Origin of the sequence: Natrialba aegyptia DSM 13077 (assembly GCF_000337535.1) — an archaeon.
GTDB lineage: Archaea > Halobacteriota > Halobacteria > Halobacteriales > Natrialbaceae > Natrialba > Natrialba aegyptia.
In genome coordinates, this window is sequence record NZ_AOIP01000065.1 from 1 (window position 1) to 18,558 (window position 18,558).

The 18,558-nt window shown below is 63.5% G+C and carries 15 protein-coding genes and 1 pseudogene; 4 read left to right on the forward strand and 12 right to left on the reverse strand.

Annotated elements, in window-relative coordinates; translation table 11 throughout:
- The 6 genes and pseudogenes from C480_RS21235 to C480_RS21260 all read right to left on the reverse strand — a co-directional run.
- A pseudogene (locus C480_RS21235) lies at positions 1-441 on the reverse strand (glycosyltransferase family 4 protein); the annotation flags it as partial.
- A gap of 11 nt (positions 442-452) precedes the next feature.
- A complete protein-coding gene (locus C480_RS21240; protein ID WP_006667722.1) occupies positions 453-1,748 on the reverse strand; it encodes a nucleotide sugar dehydrogenase in 1,296 nt (431 codons plus the stop codon).
- Positions 1,735-2,652, reverse strand: a complete 918-nt coding sequence (locus tag C480_RS21245; protein ID WP_006667723.1) for an NAD-dependent epimerase/dehydratase family protein — start codon at positions 2,650-2,652, stop codon at positions 1,735-1,737. The genes C480_RS21240 and C480_RS21245 overlap by 14 nt, the downstream gene beginning before the upstream one ends.
- Before the next feature lie 67 nt (positions 2,653-2,719).
- Positions 2,720-3,799, reverse strand: a complete 1,080-nt coding sequence (wecB, locus tag C480_RS21250; RefSeq protein ID WP_006667724.1) for a non-hydrolyzing UDP-N-acetylglucosamine 2-epimerase — start codon at positions 3,797-3,799, stop codon at positions 2,720-2,722.
- An 86-nt stretch (positions 3,800-3,885) separates the two neighbouring features.
- Positions 3,886-5,070, reverse strand: coding sequence for a glycosyltransferase family 4 protein (locus C480_RS21255; protein ID WP_006667725.1), 1,185 nt, complete (start codon positions 5,068-5,070; stop codon positions 3,886-3,888).
- Positions 5,071-5,175: 105 nt separating this feature from the next.
- A complete protein-coding gene (locus C480_RS21260) occupies positions 5,176-6,417 on the reverse strand; it encodes a sulfatase-like hydrolase/transferase (RefSeq protein WP_006667726.1) in 1,242 nt (413 codons plus the stop codon).
- A 196-nt stretch (positions 6,418-6,613) separates the two neighbouring features.
- Between C480_RS21260 and C480_RS21265 the strand changes: the two genes are divergently transcribed.
- Both C480_RS21265 and C480_RS21270 read left to right on the forward strand, forming a co-directional pair.
- On the forward strand, positions 6,614-7,783 hold the full coding sequence (locus C480_RS21265) for a glycosyltransferase (RefSeq protein ID WP_006667727.1): 1,170 nt from the start codon (positions 6,614-6,616) through the stop codon (positions 7,781-7,783).
- 101 nt (positions 7,784-7,884) lie between these two features.
- The gene (locus C480_RS21270; protein ID WP_006667728.1) at positions 7,885-9,423 is read left to right on the forward strand and encodes an oligosaccharide flippase family protein; all 1,539 of its coding nucleotides are present in this window, start codon (positions 7,885-7,887) and stop codon (positions 9,421-9,423) included.
- Positions 9,424-9,443: 20 nt separating this feature from the next.
- Here the strand turns inward: C480_RS21270 and C480_RS21275 are convergent, their stop codons facing one another.
- Both C480_RS21275 and C480_RS23605 read right to left on the reverse strand, forming a co-directional pair.
- Positions 9,444-10,340, reverse strand: a complete 897-nt coding sequence (locus tag C480_RS21275) for an alkaline phosphatase family protein (protein WP_006667729.1) — start codon at positions 10,338-10,340, stop codon at positions 9,444-9,446.
- 259 nt (positions 10,341-10,599) lie between these two features.
- Entirely contained in the window at positions 10,600-10,737 is a 138-nt protein-coding gene (locus C480_RS23605) for a hypothetical protein (RefSeq protein WP_161607041.1), read from the reverse strand.
- A gap of 203 nt (positions 10,738-10,940) precedes the next feature.
- Here C480_RS23605 and C480_RS21280 point away from each other — a divergent pair, with 203 nt between their 5' ends.
- On the forward strand, positions 10,941-12,785 hold the full coding sequence (locus tag C480_RS21280) for a hypothetical protein (protein WP_006667730.1): 1,845 nt from the start codon (positions 10,941-10,943) through the stop codon (positions 12,783-12,785).
- A 129-nt stretch (positions 12,786-12,914) separates the two neighbouring features.
- Here C480_RS21280 and C480_RS21285 read toward each other — a convergent pair whose 3' ends face one another.
- The 4 genes from C480_RS21285 to C480_RS21300 form a co-directional block, all read right to left on the reverse strand.
- The gene (locus C480_RS21285; protein ID WP_006667731.1) at positions 12,915-14,042 is read right to left on the reverse strand and encodes a DUF1616 domain-containing protein; all 1,128 of its coding nucleotides are present in this window, start codon (positions 14,040-14,042) and stop codon (positions 12,915-12,917) included.
- Between the two features lie 91 nt (positions 14,043-14,133).
- Positions 14,134-16,275: a COG1361 family protein gene (locus C480_RS21290; protein WP_006667732.1), complete on the reverse strand. Its 2,142-nt coding sequence runs from the start codon at positions 16,273-16,275 to the stop codon at positions 14,134-14,136.
- Between the two features lie 197 nt (positions 16,276-16,472).
- Entirely contained in the window at positions 16,473-17,243 is a 771-nt protein-coding gene (locus tag C480_RS21295) for an ABC transporter permease (protein WP_006667733.1), read from the reverse strand.
- A complete protein-coding gene (locus C480_RS21300; RefSeq protein WP_006667734.1) occupies positions 17,240-18,280 on the reverse strand; it encodes a daunorubicin resistance protein DrrA family ABC transporter ATP-binding protein in 1,041 nt (346 codons plus the stop codon). Before C480_RS21300 ends, C480_RS21295 begins: the two co-directional genes overlap by 4 nt.
- Positions 18,281-18,359: 79 nt before the next feature.
- Here C480_RS21300 and C480_RS23610 point away from each other — a divergent pair, with 79 nt between their 5' ends.
- Complete coding sequence (locus C480_RS23610; RefSeq protein WP_161607042.1) at positions 18,360-18,518, forward strand: hypothetical protein; 159 nt, start codon at positions 18,360-18,362, stop codon at positions 18,516-18,518.
- The last annotated feature ends 40 nt before the right edge of the window (positions 18,519-18,558 follow it).

The window sequence follows — 18,558 nt, forward strand, 5'->3', positions numbered from 1 at the left end:
GATGTGTATAAGAGACAGGTCGTACTTCCGGCCGTGGACGAGGACGTACACCGTCGCGAGCACCGCGAAGATGACGTGGTTCAGGATCCGTTCGAGGTTCGACCGATCCGCGGTCGGCTGGTAGGTAAAGAGCCGCGTGACGGGGACGTCGTCGACGCGCTCGTTCGACCAGAGGCTGTACCGCCGGTCGAATTCGCCGACGGGGACCGAGGGCTGGGGACAGACGACGCGGGACTCGACGCTGTCGGGGACGTTCCGGAGAAGCATCTCCCAGCGGTGCGCGCCGGCCATCGACTCCGGGGGAAACAGTTGCGAGATGACGAGGACGGACGTCGATTCCGTCTCAGTCTCCGTTTCAGTTCCCGTCTCCGTTTCCGTTTTCGCGTCGCTCAGTTCGTCGTTCGGTTGAACTCGTCTCGACTGTGCAGTGGCTGTTGACATGCGTTGGCGGATCAGGGTTCGATCGGGTTTTCGACGCCGAACTGGAGGACGTCGACGCCGGCGTCGGCCAGTCGGGATCGCTCCGACTCGAGGGCGGCGACAGTTCTCTCGTGCGGGACCAGTTGGACGACGACGTCGGGCGATTCGCGTTCGAGAACCGACGGGAGATCGTCGTAGGCGAGTTCGTCGACGTAGCGGTCGTAGTGGTGCACGCGGTAGCCGTCGTCGCGCAGGTCGGCGACGATCTGCATCGCGGGGCTGTTCCGACAGTCGTCGACGCTCGGCTTGTACGCCGCACCGAACGCGAGGACCGTCGGGTCCGCGTGGGACGCGAGCGCACGCCGAATCTTTTGCGTCGCAACGGCCGGCATCTTGTCGTTGATTCGTCGCGCGCTCGTGATGAGATTCGTGTGTTCCGGGTCGGCCTCGTTCAGGAACCACGGATCGATCGGCAGGCAGTGACCACCGACGCCGATACCGGGCTGGAGAATGTCGACCCGCGGATGTCTGTTCGCGAGTTCGATCACGTTGCTCATGTCGATGTCGAGTTCCTCGCCGATCAGCGCGAACTCGTTTGCGAGCGCCACGTTGACGTCGCGAAACGTGTTCTCCATGAGCTTACAGAGTTCGGCGGAGAGCAGATCCGTGTAGTAGATCTCGCCCTCCAGGAAGGGTTCGTAGATCGATGCCGCCCGTCGGCGACTGGTTTCGTCGATGCCGCCGATGACGCGATCGTTTCCGACGAGTTCGTCGAACACGTTCCCGGGGAGTATCCGTTCGGGCGAGTGGGCGAGTTGGACGTCCGCGCCCGGTTCGAACCCCGCCGCTTCGAGGAAGGGGACGATCGTTTCCTCGCAGGTCAGCGGCGGGATCGTCGATTCGACGTTGATGAGATCGCCCGGTTCGAGGTACGGCTGGATCGACTCGAGAGCCGCTTCGAGCGCGGAGAGGTCGGGACTTTTGTTCGGTTCGGTTAGCGGGGTCGGGACCGAGATGACGAACGCGTCGCCGTCGGTCGGTTCGGTTCGCGCTTCGAGGTTCCGTTCGACGGGGCCCGTCGTCAGGAGGTCCTGGAGTTCGTCCTCGTCTACGTTGAGCGTGCCGTCGTTGATCTCCCGGACGAGGTTTCGATCGATGTCGACGCCGACGACTCGCTTACCGTGGTCGGCGAGTAACAGCGCGAGCGGTAAGCCGATGAATCCGGTGCCGATGACGACGATGTCTTCGACCGGGTCGAGCACTGGGTCGCCCGGACCTCCCAGGCCGCTCGGGCCGCTCAGTTCGCTCTCGTTCTCACTCGATGTCATAGTACTCACGCATCCAGTCGATCGTTCGGGGGACGCCCTCCTCGAGCGAGACTCGCTGTTCGTGATCCAGATCGCGCACCGCCTTCTCGATGCTCGCCTTCTTGTCCAGGGTGTTGTGGGTTTCCGTGCCGCGGTATTCGACCGCCTCGTCGTCCTTGCCGAGGTAGCCGAGCACCGTGTCCGAGAGTTCTTTGATGTCGTAGTACTCCGTGCCGGCGATGTTGTACACTTCGCCGGGACGGAACGAATCGACGACGTTCGCGAGCGTTCGCACGGTGTCGTCGATGTAGGTAAACGACCGGTGGTGATCCTCGTAGACGTGGTACGGCAGATCGTGTAACGCACGGTAGCAGAACTTGCAGACGACGCTTCGGTACTCGCTGTAGCGCTCGCCCGGGCCGTACGTGTTGAAAAACCGGACCCGAACCGACTCGGTGCCGTGTCGATCCGCGGCGTTCAATATCTGCTGTTCGTTCACCCACTTCGAAATCGCGTAGTCGTTGAGCTGTCGGGGCCCCTCCTCGAGCGGGACCGACTCCTCCATCACGTCCGGGTAATCGCCGTAGACTTCGCTACTCGAGGAGAACACCAGCCGAAAGCCGTGCTCGGCTTGCAGCCGAAGGACGTTCTTCGTTCCGACCGCGTTCGAGGACCACATCGTCTCGTAGAAGTCCTCTCCGTTCTTGCGACCGAACTCGGCGGCCAGGTGATAGACGTACTCGAACTCGCGGTCCTCGAAGATCCGTTCGAGCTGGCGGTATTCGCTCACGTCACACCGATAGTACCGTTCCCGTTCGCTCCACGGGAGGTCGGCGACCCAAACGTCGTGGCCGCGTCGTTCGAGTTCAGCTGTGAGCGGTGCGCCGACGGCTCCGAGTCCTCCAGTAACGAGCACTGATGCCATACTCCGTGCCACGACGAACACCGATAATTAGTTTGTGCCGGTATCTGGAGCAAACCATCACGAAACGCTACAATAAACTGTCAAGAATCCGTTCCCCGGCGGTGCCGTCGCCGAACGGATTCGACCACGAACCGTCGCGGGAGACCATCTCGTCGGCACCGGCGAGGATCGTCGACGGTTCGGTTCCGACGAGGCGGTTCGCACCGACGTCGACCGTTTCGGGCCGCTCGGTGGTGTCGCGGACGGTGAGACACGGCGTCTGCAAGATACACGTCTCCTCCTGGACGCCGCCCGAATCCGTAATGACGAGCCGCGCGCTGGATTCGAGGACGAGAAAATCGAGAAAGCCCAGGGGGTCGACGAGTCGAACGGACGGCGGCACCGAGAGGTCGAAGGCTGCGAGATTCTCGCGTGCACGCGGGTGGATCGGATAGAGAACCGTGCGGTCGGTACGGCGCGCGAACTCGCCGACGCCGCCGAGGATACCGGCGAAGCGATCCGGATCGTCGACGTTCTCCTCGCGGTGGGCGGTAAGCAGATAGAACTCGTCGGGTTCGAGGTCGTACTCTTCGAGAACCGTGCTCTTTCGGGTCGCGAGTTCGAGATTCTGCGAGACGGCGTCGACGATCGTGTTTCCGGTGACGGTAATGCGGTCCGCGTCGATCCCCTCCGCTTCGAGCAGGCGTGCGGCTTCATCGGTCGGTGCAAACAGGGAATCGGCGACGTGATCGGCCAGGATTCGATTGATCTCTTCGGGCATCTCCCGGTCGAAGCTTCGCAGTCCCGCTTCGACGTGTCCGAGCGCAGTGCTTTGTTTGCTCGCCGCGATTGCGCCCGCGAGCGCGGAGTTCGTGTCCCCCTGGACGATCACGTCGGTCGGTTGTTCGTCCGAAAGAATCTCAGCGATACCGAGAATCATCTCGGCGGTCTGTTCGCTGTGGGTTCCGGAGCCGACGGCGAGGTTGTGGTCCGGAGCGGGCAGTTCGAGTTGCTCGAAGAAGACCGTATCGAGCGACTCCGAGTAGTGTTGGCCGGTGTGGACGACGGTGTGTGGAATCTCCCGTCTGTGACACGCTCGAACGAGCGGCGAGAGCTTGATGATCTCCGGCCGAGTTCCGAGGACGAACGCGACGCGTGGAGCGGGCATTCTTGACGAATCCCGTCTACGTACGGGATAAAGAATCCACGCACGTAGGGGCGGCTTTCGCCGAGTTTCCGCGTCGATCGCGGATATTACCGAGCGCGTACCGGTTCGGCCGAACGCGATCCGCGTTCCGACCGCGCCGCCTCGTAGAACTCGCGGTGGCGGTCGACGCACCGCTCGACGGAGAACTCCGCCTCGGCGCGGGAGCGAGCGGCGGCTCCGCGTCGGCGGCGTTCCGCCGGCGAGGCGAGCGCCTCGAGGATCGCCGTCGCGAGCGCGTCGGGGTCCGTCGGCGGGACGAGCCACCCGTGGGTGCCGTCATCGAGCTGTTCCGGCACGCCGCCGACCCGGGTCGCGACGATTCCGGTCCGCATCGCCATCGCCTCGAGCACCGAGATCGGACAGGCCTCCCGCACCGACGGCAGGACGAACACGTCGAACGCACCCAGCAGTCGCGGAACGTCCGACCGGTGACCGAGGAACCGAACGGTGTTCTCCAGCCCGAGTCGCGCCCGGAGCGAGCGCAGCCGATCGAAGTACGTCTCGCGCGACTCGAGTCGTTTGCCGACGATTGGGACGACGACAGAATCGACCCGGGCGCGAACGCGAGCGACGGCGCGCAGCAGGTACTCGTAGCCCTTCACCGGATTGATGTTGGCGACGGTCCCGACGATCGGCACGTCATCCGCGACGCCGAGTTCGTTGCGAACCGACCGGCCGGCGTCCGGTTCCGTTTCGGGATCGAACGCGGCCGTATCGACGGGCGGGTAGACCGTCCGGGTCGAAACCGAGCCGTCGAAGAAGTGATCCTGTACCGCGTCCGCGGCGAGCGCGAGTTCGTCCGCCGTCGCTCGGGCGAGGCGGGCGACCCCGCGGTTGAGCGGCCACGGGGTCCCCGTATCGTTGAAGAACCAGGCGAGGGGCGTCCCCGACCGGCGAGCGGCGAGCGCGGCCGGAACGGCGAGCGTCATCCCCGCGTGAACGACGTCGATACCGTACCGGTCGATCGCCGACGCCAGTCGGTGGACGGCCGGTCCCAAGCCGGCGACGAACCGGGCGTTCGCGGCGACGCGTCGCGGAGGGTATAATCGAGGCGGACCGGGCCTGATAACGTCGAATCCCGCGTCAGTCGCCATCGCTTCGAACGCATCGTCGCCGTCCGGAAGGTGAAATACCGTTTCGACCCCGCGGTCGCGAAGCCCTTCGGCCACGGCCAACGACCGCAACTGCGGGCCGCCGACGCGCGGATCTGCGAGGCTGGTGAGAACGCGCATTCGGAAGCCGCGTTCGTCACCGAGCGCATAAAGTGTGGTGTCGCTGTGCGACTGAACTCGGAGCCTACGCGGAGAAATGGATCCGAAACCGGCCGGGTCGACGCCTTAGGTGTATCCGAGATCCCGCAGCCGTTGCTGGGCGTCGTCCGACAGGGAGACGGTCTCTCGCTCGACCGCGTCCGCCGTCACCCGTTCGAGCAACTGCTCCGCCTCGTCGGGGGTAAACGCCGGACTTCCGTACTCGGTTTCGCTTGCGCGAGCGTACGATCGCAGTGCGCGCGGCAAATGCCGTCGCACGTAGCGGCGCTTCGCGCTGGCGGTCGCCTTTCCGGCGAGGACGAGGAGCCGCTCCGGAAGCGCGCTTCGGGCGAAGACGTAACCGCCGTCGGCGTCCCACGCCCCCTGGTAGTTGAGCGAGCCTGAGAGAAACGGGATCGACGCCGGCAGCACCTGATTCTCGTACGTACAGGGCCGCGGGCCGGTCGGCATCTCCGCCGCCGCCGAGCGCCCGTCGAACGGCACTCGTCCGGCGGCCCGCGTCGCCACGTCGACGCCGAGCACGTCGAGGACGGTCGGCAGGAGGTCCGCGTGGTGAAACGCGGCGTCGTCGATCGTGGTCGTCGGCAATTTGGGATGACAGAACAGCGTCGGGATGTAGACGAGTTCGGGTCGCATCGGGGAGCTGTGACCGAGTTCGCCGCCCTCGCCGAGCAGTTCGCCGTGGTCCGACGTGTAGATGACGAGCGTGTCCTCGGCGCGGCCGGTGCGTTCGAGGCGCTCCAGTCGCTCGAAGAAGAGATCGACGTCCAACTCGACGCTGCGCCGGTAGTCGTCCCGGATCGTCGCCGTCTCGCTCGATCCGCGCTGTTGGAAGTACGCCGACGCAGTCCCGGTAAAGTCCCCGTAGGGCGCGTGACCGCCCGGACCGCGTTCCATCGAGACGAACGGCGGTTCGAGTCCCGTGAGCGGATCGTCGTCAGTCGGCGGGTCCACGTCGAGAACGGAGTAGATCGGATCGGTCGTCTCCCCGTGTTCCCGTTCTGCATAGGCGAAAATCGAGTTCCGGAAGCGAGTGTCGTATCCCGGAATATCGAACAGCCGAAACGCGTCGGATGACACCTGATTGGTGAACGTCGCGACGCCGTGGGTCGCCGGATACCGCCCGGTCGCAAGCGACGCGAACGAACTCGGACTGTGCGTCGACGCGCTTATCGATCGAACGAGCGCTCCGCGGTCGGCGAGTCGGTCGGGAACGGCGTCCCACCGGACCGCATCACCGACGTAGACGAACACGTTTTCGACATCGAGCGCTCCAAGCGCTGCCGTGAACTCGCGGCCGAAGGACATTGCCGCCCCCTTCCAGACTCTCTGTAACAAGTGCTTCGGTGAGTCGTTCCGTTACGGCGGCGTTATCGCGCTCGATCGCCGGGGGGAGGTCGGGTGTGCAATTTCGAGGGGACCCGTAGAACGTCACTACTCTCCGTCAAAACGGTCATCGAACCGGACAGTCACGGCGCTGTCATCAAACACTAAGGCGGCTCCAATGGTACGCGACAGCCAGATGCCCCCACGTTCGATAGCGCTCGTTCTTTTCGCCGCCGAACTGGATCGAACGCACGCCGCATACGAGGACGTTCAAAATTTCATCGACATCTACGACCGCGAAGTCGATCGCATCGCGATCGTCGGCCCGGAGTCCATCGATACCGAGCGCGACGAATGGAACGTCGAACCGGTTCCGGTCGCGCGTCCCGACTCGAGTGCGACCGGGTCGCGCATCCTGTCCTACGTTCGGTACCAGTTCAGGATCGCAATTGCGCTGTGGCACCGCCGCCGGACGACCGACACCGTTTTTTTCCACGTCGGGGGCAGTATGCTCTTGTTGCCCCTGCTCGCGAGCAAGCTCGCCGGGCTTCAGACGCTCGTGTTCATCCTCGGCTCCGTCGAGGACGGATTCGACGCCCAGCACCAGCAATCAGTTTTGACGCGGTCGATCGGCCGGATCATCGAACTCGTCGAGGGCCTTACATGCACCCTGGCTACCGACGTCATCTTGCTGTCGAAACACATGGACGTTCCCCGCCTTCCGATACCGCCCTCGCCCACGACGCAAGCCGCGAATCTCAACTACGTCGACTGTACGGCCTTCGCGAAACGAACTCCCGCCGAGGAGCGATCAACCGACGTCGTGTTCGTCGGCCGGTTCGCAGCCGTCAAAGGCGTCGACCGTATCGTGCGCGCGCTCCCTGAACTCGTCGAGTCAAACCCGGACGTTCGGATTACGCTGATCGGATCGGGGCCGCTGTTCCCGGAGGTCGAAGCAGCCGTCGAGCGCCGCGGTCTCGCCGACAACGTCACGCTCACCGGCTGGGTCGACCACGAGGAGCTACCGGCCTATCTCGACGACGCGAAAGTGCTGCTCCTGCCATCCGAGTCCGAAGGCGTTCCCAAGGCCCTCCTCGAAGCGATGGCCTGCGGGACCGTTCCGGTCGTGACGCCCGTCGGTGGCGTTCCCGATATCGTCACCGATGGCAAAAACGGCGTTCTCCTCGACGAGGCGAACGCAACAGTGATCGATCGCACGGTGTCGCAAGTTCTCCAGCGCGAGGATCTGGACGTGCTCAGCGATACTGCCCGCGAGACGATCCGCCGAGAGCACGCGTATCCGATCGTCAGAGAGCAGTACCATCGCATCCTGTCCGAGACGGCATGACGGAGTGGACGATATATGACCGATAGGACGACCGATGCGACGCGTTCGCCGAGTGACTACCGAGGGGCCGGTCGAGGAAGAGGAGGTGGCGATCGAGTTCGATGAGCCGGCGAATCGTCCGCAGCTTTAGCGCCATCTTCGGGTCCCAACTCGGCGTGTTGGTGCTTACCGTCGCCACCACGCCGCTTCTCACGCGACTGCTGGGCAGCGGCGGCTACGGCGACTACTCGTTCGTGCTCTCGGCGCTCCAGTGGCTCCTCGTCTTCGTGTACGCCGGCGCGTTCAACGGAATCCGTAAGTACATCGCCGAAGACCGCAACGCGGACGGGTGGACGGATCACGTTTTCGCGTTCTATTTCCGAATGGTCGCCGTTCTCGCCGCGGGGATGGTCGTCCTCGTCCTGCTCCTCTCTCGCTCTCCGTTCGTCTCGCCGCTCGGATCGGAGTTCACCGGTTATTTTCTGCTACTCGCCTGTATCATCCCGCTACGGGCCGCGTTTCGGATCGCACGAAGCGGACTCATGGGACTCGAACTCGAGTCCTACTCGGAGCCGTTACAGATCGTCGACCGACTGTTTTTCGTGGTCGTCATCGCGATCCTTTCGGTCGTCGGGGGAGGCGTCGCAGCCGTCCTGCTCGGTCGACTGCTCGGGATCGCCATCGCCGCCGGAGTCGCGCTCGCGCTCGTCTCGCAGCGGATCGATCTCTCGAAGATCGGACGCCGAACTCCCGAAACAGTTCCGCGCAAACGCCTCGCAACGTACAGCGTCTCCACCATGACGCTGGCGTTTCTCTTGCTCTCGCTCTATCACCTCGATATCATCCTGCTTCGCTTCCTGGCAGGGGATTCCGCAACTGGATTCTACCGCGCCGCCCTCGTCGTCGCCGAGTTCCTGTGGTTCGTGCCGACCGCGGTTCAGCTTACGCTCTTGCACTCGACCTCGAACCTGTGGATCGAGGAGCGATACGATCGGCTCAGCGAGATCGGGAGCCGCGCGGTCAGGTACACGCTGCTTTGTACCCTGTTGCTCGTACTCGGCGTCGCTGGTCTCGCCGAACCGTTCCTCACGTTCTACTTCGGTCCCGAGTTCGACGCGGCCGTGGTGCCGCTGTTGCTGTTGTTGCCGGGAGCGCTCGGATTCGCGGTCGCTCGCCCGGTGTTCGCGATCAATCAGGGCCAGGATAATCTTCGACTGCTAGTCGTGGTCACGGCCGTGGCAGCCACGATGAACGTCGCGTTGAACGTCGCGCTCATCCCCCGATTCGGAACGAGCGGCGCTGCGATCGCGACCAGCATCTCCTACGGCTCGATGTTCGGACTTCACGTCTGGACGGCTCGGCGACTCGGGTTCGATCCCCTGGTCGACATCCGGATCGTCCGCACCGTCGCGACGGCGGTGCTCGCGGCCGTCCCGATCATCGGCCTGCCGTACGTGCTCCAATCGGGAGTTCTCTCGCTCGCCCTCGTGCCGCCGATCGGCGCGCTGGCGTTCGCGTCGGCCGCGCTTGCGACCGGTGCCGTTCGCCGAGACGAAGTGCAGCAACTTGCCGCGCTGAGTCCGCTTCCGGCGGAAACGCTCGTCTCCCTCCTCCCCGATCGAGTGGCGGAGTCGCTTCGCTCGACCGATCGGGACGGCTGAACTGGTCCGATACCAGTCCCTTAGAGATAGCCGAGATCTTCCAGGTGCTCCCGCGGCGCGTCGACCGACGCGGTCGGATCGCTCGTCCCCTCACCGTCCGCCTCGATGCGGTCCTCGAGCCACGGTCGAACCGACAACACGTCCGTCGGGAGGGGACCGGGTTCCGTCGTCGCGACGAGCGCGTGCTCCGAGTGGACGCCCGGCTCCGGATCGTCCGTCGCCGTCGTCTGCATACCGTGATCGGAGACGATCACCAACCGATCGACGCGCGATCGAAGCCAGCCGACCAACGCGTCGATCCGCTCGTAGACCGTTCGAAGTTTGGCGGGCCGGCGCGCGTACATGTGTCCTGCGTGGTCGAGGATGTGCGCGTGCACGCCAGCGATCGGCACGTCCGAAAGCGCCTGTCCGGCGAGCCATCCCAGACAGCTCCCGGTGCTGCCGAAATAGCGCCGCATGAACTCGGTCGTCGCCATGCGACCCTCGGTCGCTTGCTCGAACCACTCGCTCTCTCGCTCCCAGTCGTGCGCCGGCGTCACGCCGGGCCAGTTCCGGACGCTCCCGTCGTCGAAAACGGTCGGGTCGTCGGTGTACGGAAAGCCCCCCTCGTCGAGGCGTTCTTTCGCCGCGGCGAGGCGCTCGGACGCCGCGTCGGGAAGGAGCTGTGCCATCCGGACGAGAACGTTCAATCCGGACGTATTGTCCCATCCGACCGAGTCGAGCACGACGCCGTGTTCCGCCGGCGGCGTGCCGGTCGCGATCGACGGCCACACTTCGAGCGTCGCCGGCACGTCGAGCGAATAGGAAATCGACTCGAGTTCAGCGCTGGTTTCGAGGAGGAGGTTCGAACACTGCCAGCGAGTCGCGAGGCGATAGTCCGCAGCGTCGAGACCGAGAACGCAAAGCGTTTCTGACATTTGTATATAGAAGTACGAACGGTCGCTTAAATCTAGGCACGAAATCGACGGAAAACGGTCTCGAAGACTGATATAGGCCCTCGATAGTTCGAACCACTCTCGAGGAACGCCGTCGCTAAACCGAGCCGTTCGGGCCCGGTGGAACAGCGTGACAGCCGGTGCTGTGACAGGTTTAAAAAGCGTACAGTCCGGTGTGCGTGTCGCTGCGTGGATTTTTGATCCGCCCGAACGCGCTCAAACGACGCGTGTTGCGACCGGCCTACCAGTTCGTCGCCGGCACCGGTTCGGGCGGTGCGTACCGGCCGCCGACGACCGATTCGGATATCGTCGACGAATCCCTCCCGTGGCTCCGGGAGAAGCAGTCGTCCGGCGAGTTCTTCGGGTGGATCCACTTCATGGACGCACACACTCCGTACGGCCGCTACGACGATCATCGCCGTGAAATCCGCGGGGACGCGGCCGTCGACCACGTCATCGCGCCGAACTCGGCTATCTGGAGTGAACCGTTTCATCGCGTGAGACTCGCCGCGCGGATCGCAGTAGGCTGTGACTGCGGGGATACGTTTTTACTGATGACGATAGTCACCGGACATAGTATCGATGGGCGATCGATGGTGGCTCGGTCCCGGGATCGGCGTGCTCGGCGCGCTCGCGTTCATCGTCGGGGTAGTGACGACACCGCCTGCGGCGGGGTACGAGGTGTCGGTCTACGACGCCTACCCCCTGTGGACGTGGGCCGGATTTGCGCTGGCGCTGGTCGCCGGGCTCGGATCGCTGTTCCGGTCGGTCATCACCGGTGAACGCGGCTGGCGGCACGGACTCGCGATCGTCGCGAGCGCGTACGGCGTCTTCTTCGCGCTGCCACTGTTTCGCGGGTACTACATCTACGGGACGCCGATGTCCGATGCGCTGTATCACTTCGGAATCGTTCGGGACGTGCTCGAGAACGGGTTGCTTCCAGAAACGGGATACCCGGCGACGCACCTACTGTATACGGCCCTCGTAACCGTGACCGGCCTGTCGATGCGCGAACTCCAGCCGATCGTTGCACTGGGGTTCTTCGCGTTGTTCGTCGGCGCGTGCTATCTCGCCGGGCGCGCGTTTTTCGGCCATCGCGGCGGTCTCGCAACGCTCGGAGCGGCGCTTCCGCTCGTGTTCGTCTCGCACCACCTCATGACCCTGCCGTGGTTGTTCGCCCTGCCGTTTCTCCCGCTCCTCCTGGCGCTTACGCATCGGTGGGCGCGGCGGCGTCGCTCCGGTCACGAGGGTATTTTCGGGTCGATACTGATCTGTGGAACCGTACTCGTGTTCTACCATCCGGTGACGGCCCTCGTGACCGCGCTCGCGCTCGCTCTCTACGCGCTGATCGTCGCCGCCCCCTCGCTTCGGCGAGTGCTGCAGCGTCGTCGGAATCGGACTGGGAGACGAGACCGCGATCACGGCACCTCCGCCGTCACGTACCGTCTTCCGTTCATCATCTTGATTCCCGGCGTGTTCTGGTACCTTTCGATCGGTCACATAACCCAATTCCTCGCTCGGGCGGTCACTCGCGATATCGATGGTGGGGCCGTGGGATACGCTGGTGCCGCACAGCAGACCAGTTATTCGATTCGAGAACTGGTCTGGGAATTTCTCGTTCTCGAGTGGGGGACGGTCGTCCTGTACGCCGGCGTCAGCGCGATTATCGTCGCCGTGATCGCAATCCGCCTCCTCCGCCGTCGCGGAAGCCGTCTCGAACTACTATTCGCCGCCCAGTTCAGCGCCGGCGTCGGCGTTGCACTGTTCCTGATCGCCTCGCAGGTCCTCTCGCGCAACATCGTCCGGCTCAACAACTACACCCTCGTCGGGGCGATTTTCCTGCTCGGGCTCGCGATCGCCGGACTTGCCTCGCAGCGACCGAATACGGACGGATGGAAACGCATCGGCGTGACTCTAGCGCTTGGCGGACTCTGCCTGACCGTTCTCGGAACGGCGCTGTTAGCCGGCGCGGTCACCTACGAGGACAACAGTCACGTCACGCACGCGACGATGGCAGGCGCGGAGTGGCAACACGATCACCACCAGACGGCACCGGAGACGCGAGCGTTCCGAATGTCCGAAAACATCCAGCGCTACTTCGACGGTCTTTCTCGATCGACGCCCGAGGATCGACAGTTCCACCGATCGGTAGACGCCTACCAACTTCCGGACCGGTTGGGCTACGACGACGCCGATTCGATGGCGGCCGTCTACGAGAACGAAACCTACCTCGTCACCAAAACGGCGGATATCGAGTGGGCGGCAGATCAACCCCCCGACCGACGGAACGAGATTCAGTCCTACTCGTCGTCGGATCTCGAGCAAGCGACGGACGACCCGTCGGTCAGTCGACTATACGACAACGGAGAGTTCACCGTCTGGCTCGTCGAACCGAACTCGTCGGGAGCGGGGTCGGAGTCGGACTGACGCTGGGTTCTAGATACGGAAGGTAGATCTGGAGACGGACACCGGATACAGCTACCGAAGGCGGACACTAGATACAGCTACCGGAGACAGCCGCCGAATACCGCGCCGATCGCCGACCGAACCGCTACGCTACCTGCCCTCATCCGCTTCCGTTCCCCCTCCGTCCCCTTCCTCGGGTTCCGCCGGAGCCGACACCTCGACCCACCGGTGCGTCGAGTAGTCCGCGTTCTCGAGCGATGGCGATTCGGGAACGTCTCCGTCGAGATAGACGAGCCAGGCGAGACGAACGGTTTCCCCGGACACGGACGGCTGTACGTCGTGAGCGTGATTCCACGTCCGCCCGTGTTCGAGTTCCGTTTCGAACCGCTTCAGTTCGCGCTGTTCGACGACCGAGTCGTTCTCGACGGCCTGTTCGACGACGACCACGGTGTAGCCGACGGTCCGTCGCTCCCGGTTCTCGACGGTGAATACGAGTTCGTGGCTCTCTCCATCATCGAACGACGTCGGATAGTTACCGGCGACGAGTTCGCCGTCGTTCGTCTCCGTGAGGATGGAGACTTCCGAGAACTGCTCGCCCGTTTGGGGACCCACGACGGCGTACCCGATGCTGCTTACGGCCAGAAGGAGAACGATCGCGACTGAAATGTGAATCGCCGCGGCGGGCCGGGATTCCGCGGCGGATACCGGGGCGCGAACAGCGGTGATCCACCGTTCGACGGGGGGCTGAAAACGCTCGGCTGGAGGGAGCGCGTGCCGTCGCTTGGCCCCGATAAGCGTCGCGGCGAGCGTAATCGCACTGAGCGCACCGACGAGCGGTTGGGCGGCCACCGTTCCCAAGCCGAAGTACAAGACCAGTCCGACCAGCGGCACGACCGACACGCTCAGCGCGAGCGCGAGGACGCAGCGTTCACCGCCGGTAAGCGAGGCCTCCAGCGACAGTGGCCACGACAGGAGCGAGTCATCCGGACGCGGTTCCTCGCCGTCATCCTCGGACTCGGATTCAATCCCGGACCCGGACCTAGGCCCGGATCGCCGAGCGCCGCGTCCGCGAGGAAACAACGCCGACACCAGCGCGTACCCGGGCACGAACAGCACGAACGCAAGCCCCAGCGGAACTCTGACCGGCGTCTCCTCGAGTATCGGGAGAAACACCGCGAGGGTGGTCGCGACGACGGTCATACAGGTTCCGACCAGATCCGCCGGCAGTTCGCGGATCGGGCGCGGAAGGATTCGCCACAACGTACCGACTCCGCTCATTCGTATCGAGCAACAACCGGCAATGGAGAAAGTTAGCCGGTGCGAACCACTACCGAGTCCCGGTACGGGCGATCGTAAGAATCGAGTACGACTACGCGTCCCCGTCCGCCAGTGTGGATTCGGTAGACGGCGACGATCCCATCTCGCACAATCGTGTCGCCGATTCGAGGACGACCTCCGCCTCCTCGCGAGACACGTCCGCCACGCCGAACGTCGTCCGTTCGTAGCGTTCGATTACGGTGCGAAGGAGCGCCGCATCGTCCTCGCCGTCGACGGACGCCGCGTCCCGCCCGCGCTGCCAGTCCCGATAAAACTCCCAGTGAGTCAGCGCTGAACTCGCGGTCTCGCGGCCGGAAAGGGCGTGCCGAACGGCTGCATAACCCATTTCAACGGCCTGTTCGGGCCGGCCGTCCGCGAGACACTCGCGACCGTGTTCGAGCAGCGAACGGGCGATCTCCATCCGCGAGCGATCGGCGATCGAGGGTGCGGCCCCGTCGTCCGACTCCGAGCGCTCTCGTGCCGCGGTATCCGCCGGACCCGCAGGACGGAATCGCCGCCACCAGACGACGGCACAGAGCGTAGCGAGCACCCCGATACCGATGCCGATCCGCGCCCACATCGGCAGTTGCCCCCACAGTCTCGCGACGGCCGTCGAGCCCGTCGTCGTTCTCGCGGTCGCGGACGCGACGTTCGATTCCGAGCCGTCGTACGTCGCAACGACCTCGACGTCCTCGCTTCCCTCCGGGAGCGTCGCCGTGAGACCGAACGCACCGTTCTCGTCCGTCGAGACGGTATCGACCGTCGTCCCATCCACGTCGACTCGCACCGCCTCACCGGAAACGCCCTCGCCATCCCCTGTCTCCAGCGTTCCGTTGACGTCGACCGTCCGTCCGTCGGCAGCCGTTCGCGTCGCCGTCACCGAAAGCTCACTGTCGGTTTCGCGAACGGTCGCTTGATTCGTCAACGGCGTGGCGGCGAGAGCGCGGTCCTCGTGTGCGACGCGAACGCCGAACTCGCGCTCGCCGGCGGGAACTCCCGCCGGAACGGTAACATCGACATCGAACGACCCGTTCGTCGTTTCGGTGGTTTCGATCCGCTCGTCACCGAGCGTTACCGCGAGTGACGCGTTGTCTACGGGAACGTCGTCGACGACGAGCGTTCCGGAGACGGTCGCGTTGTCGTTATAGGCGACCTCGTCCGGCGTTTCGAGGTCCGTAACGCTCGGTTCCGTCTGACTGATCGAAACCGGAACGCTCGTCTCACTGCCGAGGTAGACCGATTCGTTAGCCGGCGCGTATTCGATTTCGAGCTCCTCGGTCGTCAGCGGTTCCTCGGTCGGCCGGTATTCGAACTCGAACACGCCATCGGCGTCCGTTTCGGTCCGCACGGAGCCGTTTCCGATCTCGAGTTCGATCGATCGGTTTCCGACGGGCTCTCCCTCGGCCGTTCGCAACCGCCCCGTGCCGGTAAGCGGTTCGAGGAACGAGATTTCCTCGCGGTCGGCGTCGACCGAGAGTCCGGTTGCGACGAATTGTTCCTCCCGAATCGTCTCCTGGGACGATCGAATGTCGTCGGTGACCGTCTCTATCGAGCGCTCTGACTCCGAGAGGTTCGCGTCGGTCGACTCCTCGAGTTCGTCGTACTGGTCGCGCAACTGCGTCCCCGTCTCGGTCACAGTGGTTGCGACGCTGTCGAGTTCACGTGCGAGCTCGCGAGCGCGAGCGTCGTCACCGGCGTCTCGTGCTCGTTCGTACTCGTCTCTGAGCTCCTGATGCCGTTGTGCCGCATCGGTTACCCGAGTTTGGTCTTCGCGTATGGCCTCGAACAGTTCGGCGTGGTCCTCGCCCTCCGTTTGGGCGGCAACGTCGAGGTACTGATCGAGGTACGCATCGTAGTCGTCTCCGACGTATCGGCCGGCGCGGTCGTAGTTTCCGTCCTCGAGTTGGACGGCGCTCTCGTCGATGTTTTCGACCATCCGATCCATCAGCCACGTTTCGAGTCGCGCCGGATTTCCGGACTCCCTGTACTCGTCGGGGTTTTCGTGGCGGACAGTGTCGTTATCCGCACTGTCGGCCTCGGTCTGTGCAAACTGTGCCTGCGAGGCAGGTCCTATCGAGGCCGTCTGTGCGTCTGCGTGACCGGCGATCGTTGCTCCAGTAAGGCCGGTAGGGCCGATTGTGAACCCGATCACGAGAAAGCCACAGAGGAGAATGCGCGTATCGAGACGACTCACGCCCGTGTCCTCTACGCTGATACCTAAAAGCTATTGTTTTCGTTTTCGATAGTGATTATCAGTGGGACGACGAAACGGTCTCGTACAACGACACGCGTGGATACTATGGTCTGAATACCGGCGGAAGGTCGGGTCGTAAGCGGGTCGTGACTGCCGGTTGAGCGATACGCAGCACCGAACGGATACGAAGACGTAACTCAGACTGCTTCGACGCGTTCGAAGAGATACGTTCCGATGGCGACCATCAGCACCGACGAAACGACGAGTGCGCCGAAATCGAGGAAAAGCGGATACGCTGCGGAGCCGACTAACACCGCTCGCAGTCCGTCGACACCATAGGTCAGCGGATTCATGAACGCGAGTATCCGAATCGGGTCCGGAAGGCTCTCGACCGGGTAGAGCGCGCCCGAAAGGAAGAAGAGTGGAAAGATGACGAACTGGATGATCAGCCCGAATCCCTCACTATCGCTAAACTGCGAAGCGAGCGCCACCCCGAATCCGACGAACGTCACCGCGATGAGCACGAGAAAAACCGCCGCGACCGGCAACAAGAGTAAACTGTCGAATCGAAATCCGAGCGGAACCGACAGGACGAGAATGAGCACCGCCTGCACGAGAGCCGTCGTGGATCCACCGGCGATCCGTCCGAGAACGATAGACGTGCGACTCACAGGGGCGACCAGAATCTCCTTCAGGAAGCCGACATCCTGATCGGAGAGGATCGAAAGCCCGGCGAACGACGAGCCAAACAGCATCGTAAACCCAACCATTCCGGGGACGAGATACTGGAGATAGTCGACACCCGCCGGCAACCCGGGAATAGCGGCATCGCTAAAGCCGAATCCCAAGAAGACGAGGAACAAAAGCGGCATCGAGATAGACCCAATGATTCGAGAGGGCGTCCGTAAGAACCGCGTGACATCGCGTCGCCAGAGCGCGTAAATGCTGCGCGGGTCGATGAGGTTCATTCGTCGTCCTCCGGTGTCGTCGACGCGCGTCGATCGGCCGTCGTGGAGGGGTGAGTGCCCTCGAGAGCGCTATCGTTCGCATCACTGGACGAGTTCGACTCGCGTTCCGCAATCGTTGCACCGGTCAGCGAAAGAAAGACGGTTTCGAGGTTCGGTTTGTGAATATCGACGGACGCGATCGCAACGCCGGTCTCATCGGCCAGTCGAACGAGATCGGCGATGCGAGTCTCGCCGTGCTCTACCGTGATCCGCACCTGGGTTGGACTGGTGGTGTACTTCATGACCCACGGACAGGCGTCCAATCGGCTGCAAAACGACGACAGTGACCCGTCGACCTCCAAGATCACGACATCACCGCCGAGCGAGTCCTTGAGAGCAGCGGGCGTATCGATGGCCGCGATTTCACCGTCATCGACGATGGCGACGCGGTCACAGAGCTGTTCCGCCTCTTCGATGTAGTGGGACGTCAGGACGATGGAAACCCCTGCCTCGTCGTTCATTCGCTGGATGTACTCCCACGTGTCTCTCCGCGTCCGCGCGTCGAGTCCGACCGTCGGCTCGTCGAGGAAGAGTACCGACGGTTCGTGTAACAGTCCGCGGCCGATTTCGAGACGGCGTTTCATCCCTCCGGAGTAAGACCCGACGGGGTCGTCGCGTTCCGCCTCCAGGCCGACGAGTTCAAACACCTCGTCGATGCGCTCGTCGCGGTCGGCCTTGTGCTGTCCGTACAGTTGTGCGTGGAACGTCAGGTTCTCAGCACCGGTCAACTCCTCGTCCAGCGCCGGTTCCTGAAAGACGATCCCGAGACTGTTGCGAACGGCCGCCGTTTCTTCGATGATATCGTGGCCGTTGACGGTTGCGGTCCCCGATGACGGACGAAGCAGGGTAACGAGCATGTTGATGAGCGTCGACTTCCCTGCGCCGTTCGGACCGAGCAACCCGAACAGTTCACCGTCCTCGACGCGAAAGGAGAGGTCGTCGACCGCAGTCGTCTCCCCGAACGTCTTGGACAAGCTCTCGACCTGTATCGCAACCATGATAGGATGTTGGTACTCCTAATTAGCCGTTCAATACATAAGTATCCATTGGAAAGTTTATAGGAAAGTCGGCAACGTGATGCGCAAAGAGAGAAAAGATGATCGACAGGCGGCGCAGGCCGAGGTATTCGTCCTGTTTTCCTGTGAGAATCGGTGGAAACAGCATCCGACCGGCACACGGCGACAGGTGCGGATGATCCGAAACCGAGTGCCGGCGAGCCCCGACGAGTTCGGCTGAAGTGAAAAAGTGAAGAAGTGAACGATTCGTTAGTGGTTGG